General features: G+C 71.0%; 21 protein-coding genes and 1 tRNA gene. 12 read left to right on the top strand and 10 right to left on the bottom strand.

The window, feature by feature from the left end:
* Nucleotides 1–84: 84 nt before the first annotated feature.
* Nucleotides 85–807 carry a hypothetical protein gene (locus tag I5071_RS34990; RefSeq protein WP_236517681.1) on the top strand — a complete coding sequence of 241 codons (723 nt, stop codon included), beginning with the start codon at nucleotides 85–87 and terminating at the stop codon, nucleotides 805–807.
* Here the strand turns inward: I5071_RS34990 and I5071_RS34985 are convergent.
* Both I5071_RS34985 and I5071_RS34980 read right to left on the bottom strand, forming a co-directional pair.
* Nucleotides 804–1,214, bottom strand: coding sequence for a hypothetical protein (locus I5071_RS34985; protein WP_236517680.1), 411 nt, complete (start codon nucleotides 1,212–1,214; stop codon nucleotides 804–806). The genes I5071_RS34990 and I5071_RS34985 overlap by 4 nt on opposite strands.
* The gene (locus tag I5071_RS34980) at nucleotides 1,211–1,795 is read right to left on the bottom strand and encodes an alpha/beta hydrolase (RefSeq protein WP_268921173.1); all 585 of its coding nucleotides are present in this window, start codon (nucleotides 1,793–1,795) and stop codon (nucleotides 1,211–1,213) included. Before I5071_RS34980 ends, I5071_RS34985 begins: the two co-directional genes overlap by 4 nt.
* A gap of 164 nt (nucleotides 1,796–1,959) precedes the next feature.
* On the opposite strand from I5071_RS34980, the gene I5071_RS34975 reads away from it, so the two are divergent.
* From I5071_RS34975 to I5071_RS34965, 3 genes are all read left to right on the top strand, one after another.
* A tRNA-Ala gene (locus I5071_RS34975) sits at nucleotides 1,960–2,032 on the top strand.
* A 191-nt stretch (nucleotides 2,033–2,223) separates the two neighbouring features.
* The gene (locus I5071_RS34970; protein ID WP_236517679.1) at nucleotides 2,224–2,682 is read left to right on the top strand and encodes a hypothetical protein; all 459 of its coding nucleotides are present in this window, start codon (nucleotides 2,224–2,226) and stop codon (nucleotides 2,680–2,682) included.
* Nucleotides 2,683–2,787: 105 nt separating this feature from the next.
* Nucleotides 2,788–4,329: a flavin-containing monooxygenase gene (locus I5071_RS34965; protein ID WP_236517678.1), complete on the top strand. Its 1,542-nt coding sequence runs from the start codon at nucleotides 2,788–2,790 to the stop codon at nucleotides 4,327–4,329.
* Between the two features lie 62 nt (nucleotides 4,330–4,391).
* Here the strand turns inward: I5071_RS34965 and I5071_RS46710 are convergent, their stop codons facing one another.
* The 3 genes from I5071_RS46710 to I5071_RS34955 all read right to left on the bottom strand — a co-directional run bounded on the left by I5071_RS46710 (nucleotide 4,392) and on the right by I5071_RS34955 (nucleotide 5,967).
* Nucleotides 4,392–4,523: a hypothetical protein gene (locus tag I5071_RS46710; protein WP_268921172.1), complete on the bottom strand. Its 132-nt coding sequence runs from the start codon at nucleotides 4,521–4,523 to the stop codon at nucleotides 4,392–4,394.
* A 135-nt stretch (nucleotides 4,524–4,658) separates the two neighbouring features.
* On the bottom strand, nucleotides 4,659–5,219 hold the full coding sequence (locus I5071_RS34960) for a hypothetical protein (protein ID WP_236517677.1): 561 nt from the start codon (nucleotides 5,217–5,219) through the stop codon (nucleotides 4,659–4,661).
* Nucleotides 5,220–5,298: 79 nt separating this feature from the next.
* Complete coding sequence (locus tag I5071_RS34955; protein WP_236517676.1) at nucleotides 5,299–5,967, bottom strand: hypothetical protein; 669 nt, start codon at nucleotides 5,965–5,967, stop codon at nucleotides 5,299–5,301.
* 15 nt (nucleotides 5,968–5,982) lie between these two features.
* Here I5071_RS34955 and I5071_RS34950 point away from each other — a divergent pair, with 15 nt between their 5' ends.
* Together I5071_RS34950 and I5071_RS34945 are read left to right on the top strand one after the other, a co-directional pair.
* Nucleotides 5,983–6,366 (top strand): VOC family protein, encoded by a 384-nt coding sequence (locus tag I5071_RS34950; protein WP_236517675.1) that lies wholly within the window; start codon nucleotides 5,983–5,985, stop codon nucleotides 6,364–6,366.
* Between the two features lies 1 nt (nucleotide 6,367).
* Entirely contained in the window at nucleotides 6,368–6,868 is a 501-nt protein-coding gene (locus tag I5071_RS34945) for a GNAT family N-acetyltransferase (protein WP_236517674.1), read from the top strand.
* A gap of 1 nt (nucleotide 6,869) precedes the next feature.
* Here I5071_RS34945 and I5071_RS34940 read toward each other — a convergent pair whose 3' ends face one another.
* Together I5071_RS34940 and I5071_RS34935 are read right to left on the bottom strand one after the other, a co-directional pair.
* Nucleotides 6,870–7,220, bottom strand: a complete 351-nt coding sequence (locus tag I5071_RS34940) for a hypothetical protein (protein WP_236517673.1) — start codon at nucleotides 7,218–7,220, stop codon at nucleotides 6,870–6,872.
* Entirely contained in the window at nucleotides 7,217–7,672 is a 456-nt protein-coding gene (locus I5071_RS34935; protein ID WP_236517672.1) for an ArsR/SmtB family transcription factor, read from the bottom strand. Before I5071_RS34935 ends, I5071_RS34940 begins: the two co-directional genes overlap by 4 nt.
* A gap of 91 nt (nucleotides 7,673–7,763) precedes the next feature.
* On the opposite strand from I5071_RS34935, the gene I5071_RS34930 reads away from it, so the two are divergent.
* The 5 genes from I5071_RS34930 (at nucleotide 7,764) to I5071_RS34910 (ending at nucleotide 14,424) form a co-directional block, all read left to right on the top strand.
* On the top strand, nucleotides 7,764–8,138 hold the full coding sequence (locus I5071_RS34930; RefSeq protein WP_236517671.1) for a hypothetical protein: 375 nt from the start codon (nucleotides 7,764–7,766) through the stop codon (nucleotides 8,136–8,138).
* A gap of 107 nt (nucleotides 8,139–8,245) precedes the next feature.
* Nucleotides 8,246–10,036, top strand: coding sequence for a permease (locus I5071_RS34925; protein WP_236517670.1), 1,791 nt, complete (start codon nucleotides 8,246–8,248; stop codon nucleotides 10,034–10,036).
* A gap of 280 nt (nucleotides 10,037–10,316) precedes the next feature.
* On the top strand, nucleotides 10,317–11,462 hold the full coding sequence (gene dnaN, locus I5071_RS34920; RefSeq protein WP_236517669.1) for a DNA polymerase III subunit beta: 1,146 nt from the start codon (nucleotides 10,317–10,319) through the stop codon (nucleotides 11,460–11,462).
* Between the two features lie 51 nt (nucleotides 11,463–11,513).
* On the top strand, nucleotides 11,514–12,620 hold the full coding sequence (gene recF, locus I5071_RS34915) for a DNA replication/repair protein RecF (protein WP_236517668.1): 1,107 nt from the start codon (nucleotides 11,514–11,516) through the stop codon (nucleotides 12,618–12,620).
* 190 nt (nucleotides 12,621–12,810) lie between these two features.
* Nucleotides 12,811–14,424, top strand: a complete 1,614-nt coding sequence (locus tag I5071_RS34910; RefSeq protein ID WP_419249681.1) for a phytoene desaturase — start codon at nucleotides 12,811–12,813, stop codon at nucleotides 14,422–14,424.
* Here I5071_RS34910 and I5071_RS34905 read toward each other — a convergent pair.
* The 3 genes from I5071_RS34905 to I5071_RS34895 are packed head-to-tail and all read right to left on the bottom strand — an operon-like array spanning nucleotide 14,402 to nucleotide 18,476.
* On the bottom strand, nucleotides 14,402–15,445 hold the full coding sequence (locus I5071_RS34905) for an ABC transporter ATP-binding protein (RefSeq protein ID WP_236517666.1): 1,044 nt from the start codon (nucleotides 15,443–15,445) through the stop codon (nucleotides 14,402–14,404). The two genes, I5071_RS34910 and I5071_RS34905, sit on opposite strands and share 23 nt — an antisense overlap.
* The gene (locus I5071_RS34900; protein WP_236517665.1) at nucleotides 15,445–16,248 is read right to left on the bottom strand and encodes a carbohydrate ABC transporter permease; all 804 of its coding nucleotides are present in this window, start codon (nucleotides 16,246–16,248) and stop codon (nucleotides 15,445–15,447) included. The genes I5071_RS34905 and I5071_RS34900 overlap by 1 nt, the downstream gene beginning before the upstream one ends.
* Nucleotides 16,245–18,476, bottom strand: a complete 2,232-nt coding sequence (locus I5071_RS34895) for an extracellular solute-binding protein (RefSeq protein WP_236517664.1) — start codon at nucleotides 18,474–18,476, stop codon at nucleotides 16,245–16,247. Before I5071_RS34895 ends, I5071_RS34900 begins: the two co-directional genes overlap by 4 nt.
* A 37-nt stretch (nucleotides 18,477–18,513) precedes the next feature.
* On the opposite strand from I5071_RS34895, the gene I5071_RS34890 reads away from it, so the two are divergent.
* Entirely contained in the window at nucleotides 18,514–19,425 is a 912-nt protein-coding gene (locus I5071_RS34890) for a phytoene/squalene synthase family protein (RefSeq protein WP_236517663.1), read from the top strand.
* Nucleotides 19,426–19,444 lie beyond the last annotated feature (19 nt).

Genomic DNA, 19,444 nt, shown 5'->3' with positions numbered 1-19,444 from the left:
CCGAAGAGCCCGTAAAGCTTGGGCCCGGCGCTTGCTCACGCGTGTGTGCACGTGGGCCTGGCACTGCGTGGCACGAGGAGCCGGATGACGATCGAACGAGGGCTGCCGCTCCTGCTCGCGCTCGCGCTGCTCGGATGCGGCGAGAGCGTCGACGGGTGCTTCGAAGCGTCGAGCGCGAGCGAGGGGGCGCGCTGCGACTTCGACGAGTCCGATGTGCCCTGCACCGAGGTGCGCGACGGGCCCACGAACTGCGGCTACACCCACTACACGTGCGTCGACGGGCGCCTGCGCATCATGGTCATCCCGTTCGAGTGCCCCCGGCTCGACGGCGGCGCAGGCAGCGCGTGCGACGCGTACGAGCCTCCGCCCGCGGCGACGACCACCGAGTGCCGCAGCGATGCCGATTGCGACGGCACCGGCTCGTGCTGGGCACCGGGCGATACGTCGGCGTTCTACGCGACCGGCTTCTGTCCGATGGAGTGCGACGCCGACGGCGAGTGCGGCGCCTCGCAGGTGTGCGTCGAGCTCAACCAGGGCTCGTGCAGCCAGTGCCGCGAGCGCTGCACCGCGACGTCGTGCTCGCGCTGGGAGACCTGCGGCGACGACGGCCACTGCCGCCCGCTGCGCTGCGACGAGGGCTACGCGTGTCCGGTGGGATCGACGTGTGTGCCCGGCGGCCTCGACGACGTCGATGCCCACGGCTGCACCACGGTCCCGTGCGACTCCGACGACGACTGCGGATGCGGCGCGTGCGTCTTCGGGTCGTGCGCGCTCGGCCCCGGACGCTGCGAGCCGCCGCGCCCCTAACGCCGCCGCACGTTCGCGACGCCGACCTCGCCGGTCGCGAGCACCTCGTCGCGGAAGCGCACCTCGATGCGGTGCACGCCCGGCGGCACGACGCGCAGGCGCAACCGCACGGCGTGCGGGCACGTGCAGCGCGCGACCGGCGGCTCGGGCTCGCGCGCCACGAGCACGATCGTCCCGTCGTCGCGCACGCTCGCGTCGAAGCGCGGCGCGGGCGCGCAGTAGAAGCGCATCGAGTCGATCGAGATCGTGACCTCGCCGCGCATGTTCGCGCTCGCGCGGAGCGAGGCCGGGGGCACGTCACGCGTCGCCTCGCCGCACGATCCGCCGAGCGCGCGCACCTCGAGCGTTCGGGGTTGCGCCATCGCGATCGAGGGCACGAGCAGCAGCACGAGGAGCGCGAGCCTCAAGGCCTCACCACCTCGCGCAGGAATCGCGTCACCTCGCTTCGTACGACCGGCGGGATGGAGTGTCCCCCGTCGAACGGCACGAACGTCACGCGCGCGCCCGCGGCCTCGGCGCGCCGCACCATCGTCTCCGCGCCCGAGAAGGGCAGGATCGGATCCTGTCGTCCGTGCGAGACGAACACCGGCACGTTCGCGAGCCGCGACCAGTCGAGCTCGCCCTCGTCGACGCCGCGGATCGCACCGCCCGAGAGCAGCACGATCGCGCGCGGGGTCACGGCGCCACGCAGCGAGCGCTCGAGCGCCATCATCGCGCCTTGCGAGAACCCCGCGAGGACCAGGCGCGACGCGGGCACACCTTCGTCGGCGAGCGTCGCGATCACTCCGTCGACGGCGCGCGATGCCGCGGGCAGCTGCGCGCGCGCGAGCGAGGGCTCGCGCTCGAACCACGCGCGCCCGGGCGGACCGCCGAGCCAGGTGCGCGGCGCGGCCGGCATCACGAAGCGCGCGGGCACCGCGGCCGAGAGCGTCTCGCCGAGGTCGACGAGGTCGTCACCGGGGGCGCCATAGCCGTGCATCAGGACCACGGTGACCTCGCCGCGGCCGCGCTCGACGACCTCGAGCCCACCCCAGCGAGGCGCGTCATCATGCGAGATCGCCCGTGGTTCCGTCGTGTTGGGAGCACACGCGACGAGAACCACGAACAGTGCTTGCACGGCGAATCGGCCCATGTATATTCCGCCTCCCTCACGGGCGTGTAGCTCAGCTGGGAGAGCGCTAGAATCGCACTCTAGAGGTCCCCGGTTCGATCCCGGGCACGTCCATACAACAGGGAAGCCCGAGAAACACGGGCTGATTCGAAGGGCCGGCGGCGAGAGCTTCCGGCCCTTCGATCGTTTCGGGATACGGCATCCGAGAGAAGCTCCTCGCGCGGCTCGACCGTGGAGGGCTCTGCGGCGAGGTCCATCTCCGAACTCGGGACGGCTTCATCGCGCTGATGAACGACGGCACGACGATGCGCCGCCACGTAGACGGCCTCTACGCGCTCGCGACCGAGCACGTCGAGGCGGGTCGCACACGTCACACGTACCGGCGCGACGGACTGCGGGACCACGGCCTCGATCGGCTCACGATGGTCACGGTGGGCCCGGCCGAGACGCCGACCGTCTACACCGGTGCCGGAGTGAGCGGGAACGGCGTGCTCCTCACCGAAGCCGTGCAGCACGCGATCACTGCGAAGAACGCCAAGGTCGATCGCTATCGGGTCGAGGTCGCGCAGCGGCCCCTGTGGCTGCTGGTGCTCGCGGGCGGTTCGTTCGCAGGTGGAACAGTGAGCGAGATCGTGCGTGGAGGGACGTACGTCAGCGCGTTCGATCGCACGCTCTTCCTGAACGCGTCCGACGGAGCGGCGTTCGATCGGATCTCGTCGTCGGGAGACGCGAGAATCTGCGAGCTGCGTCGCGAGAAGTCGTGAGCGCAGATTCTCGCGAGCTTCGTGCGCCCAGAATTCCGCGCCGATCCGCGCTTCGCGCGCTGGGCACGCGCGCTGCACTGCTCCGTCGACAGAGCGGAGGCAGTCGTGATCAAGACAGTCGCGATCATCGGAGCGGGGTTCGCGGGGCTCAGCACGGCGAAGGTGCTGAAGACCTTCGGGTACGAGGTGACGGTCTTCGAGAAGGCCGCGGACGTGGGCGGCGTGTGGTCGGCGTCGCGACGCTACCCAGGGCTCACCACCCAGAATCCGCGCACGACCTACGCGCTCTCGGATTTTCCGATGCCCGAGAGCTATCCCGAGTGGCCCTCCGGCGAGCAGGTGCAGGCCTACCTCGAGGCGTACGCCGAGCACTTCGGCATCGCCGAGCGCGTGCTGCTGGAGACCGAGGTGCAGCGCGCGAGCTACGACGAGCGCAGCGCGACCTGGACGGTGCGCGCGCGGCGTCGCGGAGAGGCGCTCTCTCTCGCGTTCGACTTCCTCGTGGTCTGCAACGGGATCTTCTCGGCGCCCTTCGTGCCGTCGTACCCGGGGCGCGACGAGTTCGTCGCGAACGGCGGACGCATCTGCCACACGTGCGAGCTCCACGACCCCGAGGACGCGCGCGGCAAGCACGTGCTCGTCGTCGGCTACGGCAAGTCGTCGTGTGACGTCGCGAGCGCGGTGGCGGGCGCCAGCGCGAGCACGACCGTCGTCGCGCGCGAGCTGATCTGGAAGGTGCCGAAGCTCCTCGGCAAGCTGCTGAACTTCAAGTTCCTCCTCCTCACGCGCATGGGCGAGGCGCTCTTCGAGTACATCGAGCTCGCCGGGCTCGAGCGCTTCCTCCATGGCGCGGGACGCGGCGTCCGCGACGCGATGCTCGGCAGCGTCGAGGCGGTGATCACGCGGCAGCTCCGGCTGCGCGAGCTCGGGCTGCACCCGGGCAAGCCGCTCGAGACCATCGCGCGCAGCACCGTGAGCCTCGCGAGCGACGGCTTCTTCGAACAGGTCGCGTCGGGCGCGCTCACGGTCGCGAAGAACGTCGAGATCGTGAGCCTCGGCGCCGGCTACGCGCGCCTCTCGGACGGCCGCGAGGTGCGCGCCGATCTCGTCGTGTGCGGCACCGGGTTCCAGCAGCGCGTGCCCTTTCTCGACGACGACGTGGTGCGCCGCGTCACCGACGCGCGGGGCAACTTCCAGCTCCATCGCTCGGTGCTCCCGGTCGGCGTGCCGCGCCTCGCGTTCAACGGATACAACTCGTCGTTCTTCAGCCAGCTCAACTGCGAGATGTCCGCGCTCTGGCTGGTGCAGCACCTCCGAGGCGACATCGCGCTTCCGAGCGAGGCTGCGCAGCGCGAGCACATCGCGCGACGGCTCGCGTGGATGGAGGAGCGCACGGCGGGCAAGCACGCGAAGGGGACGAACATCATCCCGTTCTCGCTGCACCACATCGACGAGCTCCTCGCGGACATGAAGATGACGCTCTCGCCCGCGAAGCGGGTCGCGCAGTGGCTCCTGCCGGTCGATCCGAGCGACTACGCGCACGTGGAGCGCGCGCTGCGCGCGCGTTACGGCGCAGAGAGCGCGCGCGACGCCGCGGCATCGCGCGGGCGCGCGACGCGCGATGAGCACGCGGAAGCTGCGGAGTGAGCCGATCGGAGGGCCCGCGGCGAGAGCCTTCGGCCCTTCGGCTCGGAGTCGACGCGATCGCGTCAGACGGCTTCGACGCGCTCGCGGTACGCGTCGAGCGCCCGCTGACTCATCAGGACGTCCGCCACCGTGAAGTCGTCGGTAGCGATGAACGTGCGGTTCGCGAGCGAGCCGCCGTGCTGCTGGAGGCGCATCTGCGCCCACTGCTCGAGCGCGTCGATCGCGAGCCGATCTTTGCGACGCACCCGGCGCGGCCGCCGAGCTCGTCATCGCGGTCACGGAGCCCATCCCGGCTCCGACTGGTCTCGCGCGTGAACGATGTGTCGCGGTCACCCCTCGTCGAGCCAGAGCTCGGTGCCGATCGGAAGGTCCGCTTTCGTCACTCCCTCGAGCCGAACGGTCGCCCACCGCTCCTTCGGCAGCGGCACCGCGAACGTGATCTCGACGTGCGCGCGGACCACAGCGGTGGTCCCATCGGGCCGAAGGAGCTCGACGGAGAGCTCGCTGCGGGTCGCTTCACCGGCCGGAACGCCCGGCATGAGCACCAACCCACGACCTGCGATCTCGAACCGCTCCTCGACGACGAGCAGGCGCCGCCGCACGCGATGAGGATGGAGCTCGACGAGCTGGTAGACGAGCTCGTCGAGGTGCTCACTGCAACGCGGGCACTGCACGCCGTCGTCGACGATCATCGGCCCGCCGCATCCCGGACAGAACCATTCGCCGCCGAAGCGGTGACCAACACGCTTCGCGCTGCGCCGGCGCTCGACGAAGATCTCGACGAGACCCGCGCGCATCGCGACGCTGAGCTCCATGTTGCCGCGCACGCACTCCAACGTCGTGCCGTCGCGCGTCGCGGTCATCGCGTCACCGCACTTCGGACAGAACATCGCCTGAGCGTACCGCCCAAGAGGCTCCGGTGACCGGGGATCGGAGCCCGCGCGAACATCGACCCCGTTCCGCGTCGATTCATCCGAGCGCATCGAGCGCGTCCGCCGCAGCGACGAGTGAGCGCGCGGCGAGCCACGTGATCCCTGTCGCGAGCGCGGACACGACGGCGACGAGGACGACCAGCTCCCACTCCGTCATGAGCGACCCGATCAGCAATGGCAGGGCCACGACGACTTGCTGGACGCGCAGCCAAGTCGCAGCTCGGCGCGCGACCGTCGCCGCCCCACGGCACCGTGTCGCGAGCAGGACCACGGTGACCACGAGCACCACGACGAGCAGCGCACCGGGGACGATCAACAACGCGGGCCACGGCCGGGGATCGGAGTTGTATCCGAGGAGGAAAGACCACCCAACGAACGCGACGAAGAACCAGCCCGCGCGGATCACCGCGAGCATGGTCGTCGCGACGATCGCGAGCCCGATCGCGCGTGGCATCCAACGCGGGCGCCCCTCGAAGTGCCCGCCGTCGCGATAGCCGCTCGGCGCCTTCACCATCACCCGGTCCGTGCCCCATCGCGCATGCATCGCGCCCCGCTTTGCATTCGCCGGGTCGCTCCGCGCGCGTGGCAAACCTCGCGTAGTCCGCCGGCGATCCGAGCGCGCGCGTACATCCAGCGCACGTCGATGTGCATCCGATGTACTCGCGCTCGCGCGTCGATTTTCTCCAATCGCGACCTCGCGCGACACGCCACTCTCGCGCTCATGGCCAAGCGACCGACGAACTATCCGCGCGTCTCCGCGTACCTCATCTGCCCCGGCGCCTCGCGCGTCATCGAGTTCGCGCAGAAGGCCCTCGATGCACGCGTCGAGCGCCGCTACGACGCGCCCGATGGCTCCGTCATGCACGCCGAGCTGCGCATCGACGACAGCATCGTGATGCTCGGCAACTCGGGCGACCAGTGGCCCGCGATCCCCACGCACCTCCACGTCTACGTCGACGACGTCGACGCGACCTACCAGCGCGCGCTCGATGCGGGCGCGAAGTCGGTGCGCGCGCCCGAGCAGCGCGAGGGTGATCCCGATCGCCGCGGTGGTGTGGTCGACGTCGCGGGCAACACCTGGTGGTTCGCGACACAACTCGAGTGACATGACGATCCGACTCGCCCACCGCGACGACGCCGATGCGCTCGCGCGCGTGCACGTCGAGGGATGGCGCTGGGGCTATCGCGGCCTCCTCCCCGACGCGTTCCTCGACGGGCTCTCGGTGCGCGATCGCGCCGCACGTTGGCGCGACATCCTCGCGCGCGATGCGCCGCGCGAGCGCACCTGGATCGCGCTCGACGATCACGATGCGCAGGGCTTCGTGTCGATCGGTCCAGGCCGCGACGTGCCCGAGGACGTCGGCGAGCTCTACGCGATGTACGTCACCTCGCGCAGCGCGGGCACGGGCGTCGCGCGCACGCTCATGTCGCACGCGCTCGACGCGCTGCGCGTGGACTCGGGTCGCGCGATCCTCTGGGTGCTCGAGCACAACGCGCGCGCTCGTCGCTTCTACGAGCGCGAAGGGTGGCGCGCCGACGGCGCCACCCAGCGCGACACGATCGGCGGGCTCGAGGTGCGCGAGCTCCGCTACGCGATCGCTTTCTGAATCAGGCCGCGCGGACGGGTCCGTGATCGTCGCAGTGCGTGCCGTGCGGATGGTGCAGGTGACCGTCGACGAGATAGTCGGTGTGGTCGCCGTGCGGCACCGCTTCGTGACCGCATCCCGGCCCGTGCGTGTGGCCCTTCGCGTGACCCGCGCACGCGTGGCCCGGCGTGCAGTCCGCCGGGTTCGAGCCGCCGATCGCGAGCTCGTGCTCCTCGACGCCGCCGTGCGCGCACTTGTGGTGCAGGTGACCGTCGTGGAGGTAGTCGGTGTGGCCCTCGTGCTGCACCGCGGTGTGACCGCAGCCGGCGCCGTGCTCGTGACCTTCGTGATCGTCGTGGTGCTTGTGGGTCATTGGTCCTCTTCTCCGGTGTGCGCGTGGGAGTGCGGCTCGAGCGCGTGCTCCAGCGCGCTCTGGATGAGATCGGCGACGTGCTGATCGGACAGCGCGTAGTAGATGTGCTTGCCCTCGCGACGACGGCTGACGAGCCCTTCGCTGCGCAAGAGACGCAGCCGCTGCGAGACCGTCGAGAGCCCCTCGCCCGACTCCGCCGCGAGCTCCGACACGCAGAACTCGCCCTGCGAGAGACGCTCGAGCAGGCGTAGCCGCTCGGGGTCTCCACACGCACGGAAGAGCGCGGCCGCACGCGCGAGCGCGAGCGTCCCGACGCTGCCACGACGTGCAGGCGCGTCGTCGTGACGGCACGTGGGCTTCTCGCCGGTGGGCGTGCCCTTCGTGGCTTTCGTGGTGGTGCGAGGAGCAGCAGGAGTGCCCTTGCGGGCGGCGACGCTCGATGACTTCACCATTCGTTGAAGTGTTGTACCGGCGTCCTACGGGCACCGCAACCGCCTGCTTCCTTGACCGTGCTCGCGGCCGCCGCCCATAACGACCCGGCCGATGCCGCGTCCCTGGTTCCGCCTGGTGGCCAGCGCGCTGCTCGCGGTGTGCGCCACCGCGCAGCTCGGCACGCTCGCGCACCTCGCGCTGGTGCGGCACGTCCGCTGCGCGGAGCACGCGCGCATCGAGCACGCGGACGAAGCGCACGAGACGCACGCGCACGTCGATCACGACGCGCTCTCGGGCCGCGACGATCACGCACACGACGGATGCGCGCTGGACGCGCTGCGCCTCGTCGCTGCGCCCACGATCCTCGATGCGCCCTCGCGCATCGTCGCGTTCGACGTCTCGCACCTCGACGATGCACCGCACGACGCGCCGCACCTCGCAGCGCGCGTCCTCGATCACGCACCGAAGACCTCGCCGCCGGCCTGAGCGAACGCGTCGGAGGAACACGCGCACGTCGCGACGTGCGCATGCGGGCGCTCCTCCGTCCGTCGCGTGCACCTGCCCCGCGTGCATCTCGCCGGTGAGGTCTCGTCATGTCGCTCGTCGTCCTGGTCTCGATCGTCTCGTGCGCGCTCGGCGCGTCGATCGCGTCGCTCGCGCGTCGTCGCCCCGTGCTCGACGCCGCGGTGCGCACGTTCGCGATCGGCGCCGGGCTCGCGCTCGTCGTCACCCACCTGGTGCCCGAGTCGGCACGCGGAATCGGCGCGTGGTCGCTCCTGGTGATGGGCGCCGGGCTCGCGGTGCCGTGGCTGGTGCGCGAGCGAAGGAGCGCGGTGCTCGCGACCGAGCTCACCTACGCGGGCCTGCTCGGCCATCACGTGTTCGAGGCCGCGCGCATGACCGTCGCGGCGCGCGGTGCGCCCGAGGGCGAGCTCGCGCTCGCACTGATCGCGCACTCGATGCCGACCGCCGCGCTGATCCTGGTGTCGACGCCCGGCGCGATCGGCGCGCGCGCTGCCGGGCTCGCGATCGCGTCGGTGCTCGGCGTGTCGTTCGCGCGCTTCGGCGGCGATGCGGTCGCCTCGCTCGCGCCGATCTTCGATGCGCTCGCGTCGGGCCTCCTGCTCTTCGTGATCGCGCGTGCGCTGGCGCCGGTGCACGCACGCACCTCGGGACGACGGGTGAGCGAGCTGATCGCGCTCGCGGTCGGGGTGATCGTCACGCTGCTCGGCACCCGCGCGCACTGGGAGCTCGCGCCGCACGCGACGCGCGCGCTCGAGCTGCACCTCGCCGACGCGCTGATCGACACGACGCTCGAGGCCGCGCCGATGCTGCTGCTCGGCCTCGCGCTCGGCGCGCTGGTGCAGGCGATCGGCGGGCGCTTCCCCGATCGCTGGATGCGCGAGACGAGCCCGCTGCGCGACGCGGTCCGTGGCGCGGTGTTCGGCGCGCCGATTCCGGTCTGCGCGTGCGGGATCCTCCCGGTCGCCGAAGGGCTCGCGATGCGTCGGGCGAGCGCGGCGCTGGTGGTGTCGTTCCTGCTCGCCGCGCCGCAGGCGGGCATCGAGACCTTCGCGGTGATGGCGCGCTTCCTCGGTGTGCCTTTCGCGAGCGCGCACCTCGCGGTCGCGCTCGTGACCAGCATCGTCGCCGCGGTCGTGATCGCGCGCGTCGCGCGCAAGCCCGCTGCGATCAAGATCGGCGGGCGCTCGTTCGAGCTGGTGTGCTCGCACGACGAGTGCTGCGATCACGATCACGGATCGCACGAGGGTCCGCTCCTCGCGCGATGGCGCGCCGCGTTCGACGAGCTCGCGCTGCACAACGCGCCGTGGGCGCTGGTCGGCATCGTGCTCGCTGCGCTGGTCGCCGAGCTCGTGCCCGCGGAGTCGGTCGCGGGGTTCGCCGCGATCGGCGCCGACATCCCGCTCATGGCGGTGCTCGCGATCCCCGCGTACGTGTGCCCGGCCTCGGCGGCGCCGCTCGGCGCGGTGCTCATCGCAAAGGGCCTCTCCCCGGGCGCGGTGTTGGTCGCGGTCACGCTCGGGCCCGCGACCAACGTCGCGACCCTCGCCTTCCTCCGCCGCCGCTACGGAACGCGGGCCGCCATGCACGGAGTCGTCGCGCTGGTCGCGACCGGGTGGGCGGGTGCGCTCCTGGTGAACGCGCTCGTGCCGGTCTCGCTCCCGCCGCTCGCGACCGGAGAGGCCCACGAGCACGGGTGGGCGGCCTGGGCCTCGGGGCTCGCGCTGGCGCTCGTCGTGGTGCGCGCCTTGTGGATCGCCGGGCCCGCGGCGGTGCTCCCGGGGCTCGCGCCGGCGAGCAGGCCGTTCGGCCAGGATCGTGGAGATCCGCGAAACTTGCCGGGGACCCGCCACGCTCGGTAGAGTCACAGCACCTGTGGGTTCGTGTGCTCGGAACCCGTGGAAGGACCTGTGGATAGATCGTGGATGGATTTCCTCCCCGATCGTTCCACGCTCCGTGCACGGGGACCGAGGACCGGGATCAGCAGTGATCCCGGCAGGATGCGAACTTCATCCCACAATCCACAGGACTGATTAAGGAGATGATCTCCTTTTAAGTAATTACTCTCCCGATCCTTCTGATCGCTTCTCCCCAGCCCGAGTCGGGAGCGCGTTCCGGAAGGCAGGAGCCGAGGGCGCGCGCATGGAGCTGACGATCAGCAAGAGGAACTTCCTCCGAGGCCTCGCGCGGACGCACGGTGTCGCGGACCGGAAGAGCTCGATGCCGATCCTGTCGAACATCCTCCTCACCACGGAGGACACCGGCACGCTGCGCTTCGCTGCGACGGATCTCTATCTCGGCGTCGCGGCCACCGCGCCCGCCGAGATCAAGAAGGGCGGGTCGATCGCGGTCGCAGCGCGGACGCTGTTCGACATCGTGAAGAACCTGCCCGACGGCGACGTGCAGTGGACGGTCGGTCCCAACCACGCCGCCGAGATCCGCAGCGGCAAGGTGCGGTTCCGCATCCCGGGCATGCCGGGCGACGACTTCCCGCCGCTGCCCGCGCCGCGCGAGGTCGAGTTCTCGTCGATCGACGTCGACGTGCTCGCCGACCTGATCACGAAGACCTCGTACTCGATGTCGACCGACGACACGCGGCCGCACCTCGCGGGCGCGCTCTTCGAGGGCGAGGGTCGCGTGGTCCGCATGGTCACGACCGACGGCCATCGCCTCAGCAAGTGCGAGCACAAGCTGCGTGAAGGCGCGTCGATGGTGAACTTCACGATGCTCGTGCCGAACAAGGGCATCGCGGAGCTCAAGCGCCTGCTCGAGGACGCGAAGGCCGACAAGCCCGCGAAGGGCGAAGAGGCGCAGCCGGTCACGGTCGGGGTCGCGACCCAGGGCGGCAACGCGTTCTTCCGGCGCGAGGGCATCCAGCTCTCGGTGAAGCTCGCGGACGAGCAGTTCCCGCCGTACGCGAAGGTCATCCCGCAGAACCAGGACAAGCGCGTGGTGTGCTCGCGCGCGTCGCTGGTGGAGTCGCTGCGCCGCATCTCGCTGGTGTCGAGCGACAAGAGCGGCGGCGTGCGGCTGATGCTGCAGGAGGGCTCGCTGCGAGTCGTCAGCGAGAACCCCGATGTCGGCGAGGGCAGCGAGGAGCTCGACGTGGACTACGCGGGCGACCCGCTGACCATCGGGTTCAACGCGAAGTACATCCAGGACGTGCTCGCGTCGCTGAGCGACGACGAGGTCGCGCTCGAGCTCTCGGGCGAGCTGGACCCCGGCGTGATCAAGCCGGCGAACGACGCGACGCTCTTCGTCGGCGTCGTGATGCCGATGCGCATCTGATGGCGACCTTCGCCGAGCTGTCGTAGTCGCGCCGCGCGCTAGGCTCGCGGCGTGACGACGGCCTCAGAGGCGCTGCGCTTCGAGCAGCTCTTTGCGCGGCAGTGGCGCAACCTCGCGCCGCTCGACCTCGCGCCGGGGGCGCGCTTCAACGTCATCTCGGGCGACAACGGGCAGGGCAAGAGCAACCTGCTCGAGGCGCTCTGCTACCTCGGGTCGCTCCGGAGCTTTCGCGGTGCGCCGGCCGAGGAGCTCGTCTCGCGCGATGCCGAGAGCGCGGTCATCGCCGCGAAGGTGAGCGGGCCGCCTGCGCCCCACACGCTCAAGGTGCGGGTGCATCGCGGGGGCAAGGCGCGCGAGCTCGCGCTCGACGACAAGCGGCCGCGCTCGGTCGCGTCGTGGCTCGGGGTGTGTCCGGTGGTGCTCTTCCATCCGGGCGACCTCGAGCTCGCGCAGGGCGGGCCCGACGCGCGGCGGGCGCTGCTCGACGCGATCCTGAGCGAGATGGATCCGACCTACGCCGCGACGCTCGCGACCTACGGCAAGGCGCTGCGCTCGCGCAACCGACTGCTCCGCGAAGAGACGCCGGACCGGCGCGCGATCACGTCGTTCGATCCGATCGTCGCGAGCGCGGGCGCGGTGCTCGGTCGGGCGCGCGAGGAGCTGGTGCGCGAGATCGCGCCGGTCACGGTGCGGGTCGCGGGCGAGATCCTCGGCGGCGAGATCCCGCTCGAGGTGCGCTACGTGCCGCGGGTGCCGGCGAGCGAAGAGGCGATCCTCGAGGCGCTGGTGCGCTCGCTCGACAAGGACCTCGCGCGCGGGTTCACCGCCGAGGGCCCGCACGCCGACGAGCTCGCGCTCGAGGTGCATGCGCGCGGCGCGAAGCACCACGCGTCACAAGGACAGCAGCGCACGCTCGTGCTCGCGCTGAAGGTCGCGGAGCTCGAGGTGCTCGCGAAGCGCATCGGTCGGGTGCCGCCGCTGCTCCTCGACGACGTGTCGAGCGAGCTCGACCGCACGCGCAACGAGCGCTTCTTCGCGCTGCTCGCCGAGATGGGTGGTCAAGTGTTCTTGACTACCACGCACCCCGAGCTGATCCGGCTCGCAGAGGGCAGGGTCGACTGGCACGTCGAGTCGGGCCGAGTGACGCGCGCGGTGTGAGGCGTGCGAACATCGCTCGCTGGACCGGTGGTGACCTACGAGATCGTCGACGGGCGCGCGTTCGACGTGTCGGTCACGCCCGGCGGCGCGCGCGGGGCAGGGCGAGTGGATTGCGTCGATGCGCAGCTCGAGCTCCCGCTGAGCGCTCGCTTGGCGCACGCTGGGCGTGCATCTACGCTTCGGCCCGCTCATGCCGCCCGACACGAACCTCGGCTCGTTCCTCAAGAAGCTGCGCACCCCCGAGACGCGCCTCAACACGCGACGCGCACCGGTCTCGCCCTCGTCGCGCGCGCCGCACGCGGTGGTGATCGGTGCGGGGTTCGGTGGGCTCGCCGCCGCGATCCGGCTCTTGGTGCGCGGGTATCGCGTGACCGTGGTCGATCGCCTCGATCAAGCGGGCGGTCGTGCGCGGGTGTTCCGCCAGGACGGGTTCGTGTTCGACGCGGGGCCGACGCTGATCACCGCGCCGTTCTTGTTCGAAGAGCTCTGGGATCTCGCGGGACGTCGCATGGCGGACGACGTCACGTTCGTGCCGATCGATCCGTTCTATCGAATCCGGTTCCACGACGGATCGCAGTTCGACTACACCGGTGATCGCGCGCGCATGAAGAGCGAGATCGCGCGCTTCTCGCCGCGCGACGTCGAGGGCTGGGAGAAGTTCCTCGAGCACAGCGAGCGCATCTATCGCGTCGGCTTCGAGGAGCTCGCGCATGCGCCGTTCTCGAGCCCGCTCGACATGGCGCGCGTGGTGCCCGACATGGTGCGGCTCGAGAACTGGCGCAGCGTGATCGGCCTGGTGAGCAAGTACATCGAGGACGAGAAGATGCGTCAGGTCTTCTCGTTCCATCCGCTGCTCGTCGGCGGCAATCCGTACTCGACGTCGTCGATCTACACGCTCATCGCGTTCCTCGAGCGCGAGTTCGGCGTGTGGTTCGCGATGGGCGGGACCGGCGAGGTGGTGCGCGGCATGGTGTCGCTGATCACCGAGCTCGGCGGCACCGTGCGGCTCGGCGCGCAGGTCGACGAGATCCTCGTCGAGGACGGTCGCGCCCGGGGCGTGCGCCTCCGTGATGGCGAGGTGGTGCGGGCCGACGTGATCGTGTCCAACGCGGACTCGGCGTGGACCTATCGACGTCTGGTGCGCCCCGAGCATCGACGCACGTGGACCGACTTCCGGCTCGACAAGCTCACGCGGTACTCGATGAGCCTCTTCGTCTGGTACTTCGGGACGAACAAGAAGTACGACGACGTCGCGCACCACACGATCGTGCTCGGGCCGCGCTATCGCGAGCTGCTCGAGGACATCTTCGACAAGAAGGTGCTCGCCGAGGACTTCTCGCTCTACCTGCACCGGCCGAGCTGCACCGACGCGTCGATGGCGCCCGAGGGGCACGACTGCTTCTACGTGCTCTCGCCGGTGCCGCACCTCGAGAGCCGCATCGAGTGGACGCCGCAGAAGATCGAGCAGTACCGGCGCGCGATCGCGGAGTCGCTCGGAGAGTCGATCCTGCCGGGGCTCGAGGAGCACGTCGTGAGCTCGCGCGTGCTCACGCCACAGGGGTTCCTCGACGACTATCTCTCGGTGCACGGCGCCGCGTTCGGCATCGAGCCGGTGCTGCACCAGAGCGCGTACTTCCGCCCGCACAACGAGAGCGAGGACATCGAGGGGCTCTTCCTCGTCGGTGCGGGCACGCATCCCGGCGCGGGCATGCCCGGTGTGCTCTCGAGCGCGCGCGTGCTCGACACGGTGGTGCCCGATCCCGAGCGGCTCGACGCGTACCTCAGGGAACGCGCCGGCCGGTGATCGCGTCGAACAAGTGGATGCGGTCGCGTCGGAAGCGGACTCCGACGCGCTCGCCCGCGGTGATGCGCGGCTCGATCGGTGCGATCGCGACGAGCGGGGTCTCGGCCGCGAGGTGGACGATCGCCTCGTCACCGAGCGGCTCGACGACGTCGACCGGCAGCGTGATCTCGCCCTCGGCCTCGAGCACGACGTCGCGCGGACGCACGCCGACAAGCACACGCGTGCCCGACGCGAGCGGTGCGTCGATCGCGCCGAGCGCGGTGTGCACGCGTCCATCGATCACCTCGCCTTCGATCACGTTCATCGAAGGCGATCCGAGGAAGCGTGCGACGAAGACCGTCGCAGGACGACGATGCAGCTCCATCGGCTCGCCGATCTGCTCGAGCTCTCCGTCGCGGAGCACCGCGACGCGCGATCCCAGCGTCATCGCTTCTTCTTGATCGTGGGTGACGTAGAGCATCGTCGCGCCGAGCCGGCGATGGAGGCGATGGAGCTCGGCGCGCATCCGCACCCGCAGCGAGGCATCGAGGTTCGAGAGCGGCTCGTCGAGCAGGAACACGTCGGGCGCGCGCACCATCGCGCGGCCGAGCGCGACACGCTGGCGCTGTCCGCCCGAGAGCTGCCCCGGCTTTCGCTCGAGCAAGGGCTCGAGATCGAGGATCCCCGCGACCTCGCGCACCCGGCGATCGATGTCGTCGCGCGACACGCGCCGCGTCTCGAGCGGGAACGCGAGGTTCGCGCGCACCGTCTTGTGCGGGTAGAGCGCGTAGCTCTGGAAGACCATCGCGACGTTGCGCTCCTGCGGCGGCAGCGCGGTCACGTCGCGCTCGCCGATCCGGACACGTCCGCTGCTGACCTCTTCGAGCCCGGCGACGAGGCGCAGCGCGGTGCTCTTGCCGCAGCCCGAAGGGCCGACGAGCACCAGGAGCTCTCCGTCGTGCACCGCGAGATCGAGCCGCCGCAGGCCCGCTGCGCCGCCGGGATAGACCTTGCTGACGGCCTCGAGCGCGAGCGACGCCATCAGCCCTTCACTCCGCCGGCGGTCAGGCCGCTCACGATGCGGCGCGAGACCGCGAGCACGAGCAGCACGACCGGAAGGCTCGCGACGATCGCGCCCGCGAGGATCTCGCCCCACGGCACCTGGTACTGCCCGCGGAAGAGCGCGATCGCGACCGGCACCGTGCGATGGTCTTCACCCACCGTGAACGCGAGCGCGAAGAGCAGCTCGTTCCAGCAGTAGACGAAGGTGAGGATCGCGGTGGTGATCACGCCGGGCAGGGCGGGTGGCATCACGATCTCGACCAGCGTGCGAACGCGGCTCGCACCATCGACGAACGCCGCTTCTTCGAGCTCGCGCGGCAGCGCGCGGAATTGCCCGACGAGGAGCCACACCGCGAGCGGCATCGCGAACGTGAGGTACGGCAGGACGAGCCCGGGATAGGTGTCGACCAGGCCGACGCCGCGCAGCAGCAGGTAGAGCGGAGACACGATCGAGACCTGCGGGAACATCGTCACCGCGAGCACGAGCGCGAGCACCGCGCCGCGCCCGCGGAACGTCATGCGCGCGAGCGCGTACGCGCACGCCGCCGCGACCGGGACCGCGAGCGCGGTGGTGAGCGCGGCGACGAGGAGCGAGTTGAGGATCGGGCGGACGAAGTGGTGCCGCTCGAAGAGCGCGCGGTAGTGGTCGAGCGTCAGCGCGGTGGGCAGCGCGCTCGCCGAGTCCTGGAGCTCGGCCTCCGGACGCAGCGATGCGACGAGCGCGAGGACGAGCGGCGCCGCCATCGCCGCGAGCAGGAGCACGCCGCAGCCCCGCGCCTTCATCGCGGCGCTCCTGCGCCGAGGATCCGCACGCACACGATCGCGAAGAGCGCGGTGCACGTCACGATCACGATCGAGATCGCCGCGCCGTAGCCGAAGCGGAGATCGGAGAAGAGCGCGTGGAAGTCGTAGAGCGCGAGCGGCTCGGTCGCGGTGCCGGGCCCGCCTCCGGTGAGCACGTAGGCGAGATCGAACACGCGGAACGCGTCGAGGGTGCGGAAGAGCACCGCGACACCGAGCGCCGGTCGCAGCAGCGGGAGCGTGACGTGGACGAAGCGACGCACGGGTCCGGCGCCATCGACGCGCGCCGCTTCGTGGAGCGCGGGATCGATCGACGTGAGCCCCGCGAGGAGCAGCAGCGCGACGAACGGCGTGGTCTTCCACACGTCGGCGGCGATCAACGGGATCCACGCCGCGCTCGGGTGCGCGAGGAAGGCGAAGGGCTCGTCGCGCAGGCCGAGCGCGACGAGCGCGTCGCTCGCCGGTGATCGATCGCCTTCGAAGAGGAAGCGCCACACCAGTGCCGCGACGACGGTCGGCAGCGCCCACGGGAGCAACGCCATCGCGCGGGTGATGCCCCGCCCTCTGCGCGCCGCATCGAGGATCAGCGCGAGCGCGAGACCGAGCAGCACCTCGATCACGACGCAGCACGTGGTGAAGAGCGCGGTGTGCGCGAGCGCTTCCCAGAAGCGCGGCGTCGACCCGAGCTCGGCGTAGTTCGCGAGCCCCACGAACGGTCGTCCTCGCCACGGCGCGCGCAGATCGTGCTCGTGCAGCGACTCCGAGAGGGTCAGCGCGAGCGGCACGATCGCGAAGAGCGCGATCACTGCGAGCGCCGGCGCGACGAAGCCCCACGCGATGCGTTCCTCGCGAGTGAGCGTGCGCGCCCGCCATGCGAGCCACGCCGCGGCGGTGATCGCGATCGCGATCGCGACCCACGGGAGCCACGGAGCGCTCGTCGCGGTCGCGGGCCGCGATGCATGGGCGAGCCGATCGCGCATCTCGCGCGCCGCTGCCGAGAGCGCTGCCCGGGGCGGCTCCTGGTTCGTGAGCGCGCGATGGAGGTGGATCTGCAGGGCGCGCGAGATCTCGCCGTAGACCGGCGTCGCGGGCCGCAGCGCCGCGCGCAGGATCACGGCGCGCGCTTGGTCGGCGGGGATCGCCGAGGCCACGGCGAATCGCGGGTCGTCGTAGAGCGAAGGGCGTGGAGGAAGCTGTCCCGCGATCGCGAGGCGCTCGAGCATCTGCTCGGGCCGCGAGAGGAACTCGATCAGCGCGAACGCCTCTTCGGGATGCTCGGAGCGCGCGTTGATCGCGAGGAGCTGTCCGCCCAGCGCCGCGGTCGGCTCGCCGCCCGATGCACCGGGCATCGGCGCCACCGCGAACCGACCCGCGACCTGCGAGCGCTGCATCAGCCGGTACGCGTACGGCCAGTTGCGCATGAAGAGCGCGCGCCCGGTCTGGAACGAGAAGCGCGCCTGCTCCTCGCGGAACGAGAGCGCGTCCTCGGGGATGATCCGATCGACGTGGATGGCGTCGCGCATCCACTCGAGCGCGCGCACCGCGGCATCGGAGTCGACGACGACCTCACCGCGCGCATCGACGATCTCACCGCCGTATGCGCCGAGGATCTCGATGAACACCGTCACGAGCCCTTCGCCGCGCGCCGCCGAGAGCACGAGCCCGTGATCGACCTGCGCCTCGCGCGCTCGCGCCGTGAGCTCGTCGAGCGATGCCGGCGCGTGATCGATCCGATCGGTGCGCCAGTAGAGCATCCCGACGTCGACGAACCACGGCATCGCGAAGAGCCGACCTTCGTAGCGCCCGGCCTCGAGCACCCGCGGGAACGTGTCGCGCACGTCGGGCGCGAAGCGATCGAGCGGCAGGATCCATCCCGCCGACGCGAGCTCCGCCGTCCAGATGACGTCGATCTGCAGCAGGTCGGGCTCGCTCACGCCCGCGTTCAGCCACTGCACGTAGAGCTGGTGCCGCGGATCGGGATCGTCGGGCATCTCGATCGTCCGGACCTGCACCCCGGGGTGCTCGTCCTCGAAGCGACGGAGCTGGCGCGCGAGGATCGCTCGCTCCTCGCCGACCGCGCTGACCGGGAACGTGAGCACGACCGCGTCGTCGTCCTCGCGCGGTGCGCACGAGAGCGCCGCGAGGAGCGCGAGGCAGACGGTGAGGCGCACCAGCTCTCGCGAGCCCATGCGCACGGCGCGGGCGCTCACCAGTCCTGGGATCGGGCGCCTGCTACAGTGCGCGCCCGTGAGCGCCGCGATCGAACGGGATCTCGAGGCCTGCCGCGCGCTCCTCGCGCGTGGATCGAAGTCGTTCGCGTTCGCGTCGCGCGCGCTGCCGTACCGGCTGCGGGATCCGGTCGCGGCGTTCTACGCGTTCTGTCGCGTCTCCGACGACGCCGTCGACGAGAGCGACGACCCGCGCGCCGCGCTGGTCGCCCTCCACACGCGCCTCGATGCCGCCTACGCCGGCACCCCGCACGACGATCCGGTCGACCGTGCCCTCGCCTGGCTCGCTCACGTCCACGGCCTTCCCCGCGGCCCGCTCGAGGCGCTCCTCGAGGGCTATCTCTGGGACGTCGAGCGCCGCACCTACGACGAGCTCGCCGGCACCATCGCGTACTCGGCGCGCGTGGCATCGAGCGTCGGCGTCGCGATGACCGCGCTCATGGGCCGCCGCGGTCCGCGCACCCTCGCGCGCGCCGCGGACCTCGGCGTCGCGATGCAGCTCACGAACATCTCGCGCGACGTCGGCGAGGACGCGCGCAACGGGCGGCTCTACCTGCCGCGCACCTGGATGCGCGAAGAGGGCGTCGACCCCGATCGATTCATTGGAGCTCCAACCTTCTCGCCGGGGCTCGGTCGGGTGGTGCGGCGTTTGCTGGACGAGGCGGACGTGCTCTACGCGCGCGCCGAGGTGGGCATCGCCGATCTCCCTGCCGACTGTCGCCTCGCGATCCGCGCAGCCTCGCGGATCTACCGCGACATCGGCCGGGTGATCCGGGCGCGCGGATGCGATAGCGTCAGCGCGCGGGCTCACACGACCGGCGCACGAAAGGCTCTGCTCCTCGCGCGCGCCACCGTGGTCGCGGGCGGGAGCGGGTCCGACGACGCACCGCTCGCGGAGACGCGCTTCCTGGTCGACGCCGCCGCTGCTTGAACCCGTTGCGACACGGAGC

It is taken from the genome of Sandaracinus amylolyticus (assembly GCF_021631985.1).
Taxonomy (GTDB): Bacteria; Myxococcota_A; Polyangia; order Polyangiales; family Sandaracinaceae; genus Sandaracinus; species Sandaracinus amylolyticus_A.
Note: the sequence above shows the minus strand (reverse complement) of the source record. Positions and strands in the feature narration are given on the sequence as shown.